At 48.1% G+C, this 1,238-nt stretch carries 1 rRNA gene (running past one end of the window); it reads left to right on the plus strand.

The features are described 5' to 3' along the window. Positions 1-1,238: ribosomal RNA gene (locus F9B98_RS15750) — 23S ribosomal RNA — on the plus strand (its annotated part continues 1,435 nt past the right edge of the window); the annotation flags it as partial.

A 1,238-nucleotide genomic window follows, 5' to 3' on the forward strand; every position in this document is an offset into this window, starting at 1 on the left:
TGGAAAGTTGAATCAAAGAAGGTAATAATCCTGTAGTTGAAAATATATTCTCTCTTGAGTGGATCCTGAGTACGACGGAGCACGTGAAATTCCGTCGGAATCTGGGAGGACCATCTCCTAAGGCTAAATACTCTCTAGTGACCGATAGTGAACCAGTACCGTGAGGGAAAGGTGAAAAGTACCCCGGAAGGGGAGTGAAAGAGAACTTGAAACCGTGTGCTTACAAGTAGTCAGAGCCCGTTAATGGGTGATGGCGTGCCTTTTGTAGAATGAACCGGCGAGTTACGATCTGATGCAAGGTTAAGCAGAAAATGTGGAGCCGTAGCGAAAGCGAGTCTGAATAGGGCGTATAGTATTTGGTCGTAGACCCGAAACCAGGTGATCTACCCATGGTCAGGTTGAAGTTCAGGTAACACTGAATGGAGGACCGAACCGACTTACGTTGAAAAGTGAGCGGATGAACTGTGGGTAGCGGAGAAATTCCAATCGAACTTGGAGATAGCTGGTTCTCTCCGAAATAGCTTTAGGGCTAGCCTCAAGTGATGATTATTGGAGGTAGAGCACTGTTTGGACGAGGGGCCCCTCTCGGGTTACCGAATTCAGACAAACTCCGAATGCCAATTAATTTAACTTGGGAGTCAGAACATGGGTGATAAGGTCCGTGTTCGAAAGGGAAACAGCCCAGACCACCAGCTAAGGTCCCAAAATATATGTTAAGTGGAAAAGGATGTGGCGTTGCCCAGACAACTAGGATGTTGGCTTAGAAGCAGCCATCATTTAAAGAGTGCGTAATAGCTCACTAGTCGAGTGACACTGCGCCGAAAATGTACCGGGGCTAAACATATTACCGAAGCTGTGGATTGTCCTTTGGACAATGGTAGGAGAGCGTTCTAAGGGCGTTGAAGCATGATCGCAAGGACATGTGGAGCGCTTAGAAGTGAGAATGCCGGTGTGAGTAGCGAAAGACGGGTGAGAATCCCGTCCACCGATTGACTAAGGTTTCCAGAGGAAGGCTCGTCCGCTCTGGGTTAGTCGGGTCCTAAGCTGAGGCCGACAGGCGTAGGCGATGGATAACAGGTTGATATTCCTGTACCACCTATAATCGTTTTAATCGATGGGGGGACGCAGTAGGATAGGCGAAGCGTACGATTGGATTGTACGTCTAAGCAGTGAGATTGAGTGTTAGGCAAATCCGGCACTCTTAAGATTGAGCTGTGATGGGGAGAGGAAATTGTTTC

The sequence above is a fragment of the Microbacterium testaceum StLB037 genome, from assembly GCF_008763945.1.
GTDB lineage: Bacteria > Actinomycetota > Actinomycetes > Actinomycetales > Microbacteriaceae > Microbacterium > Microbacterium testaceum_G.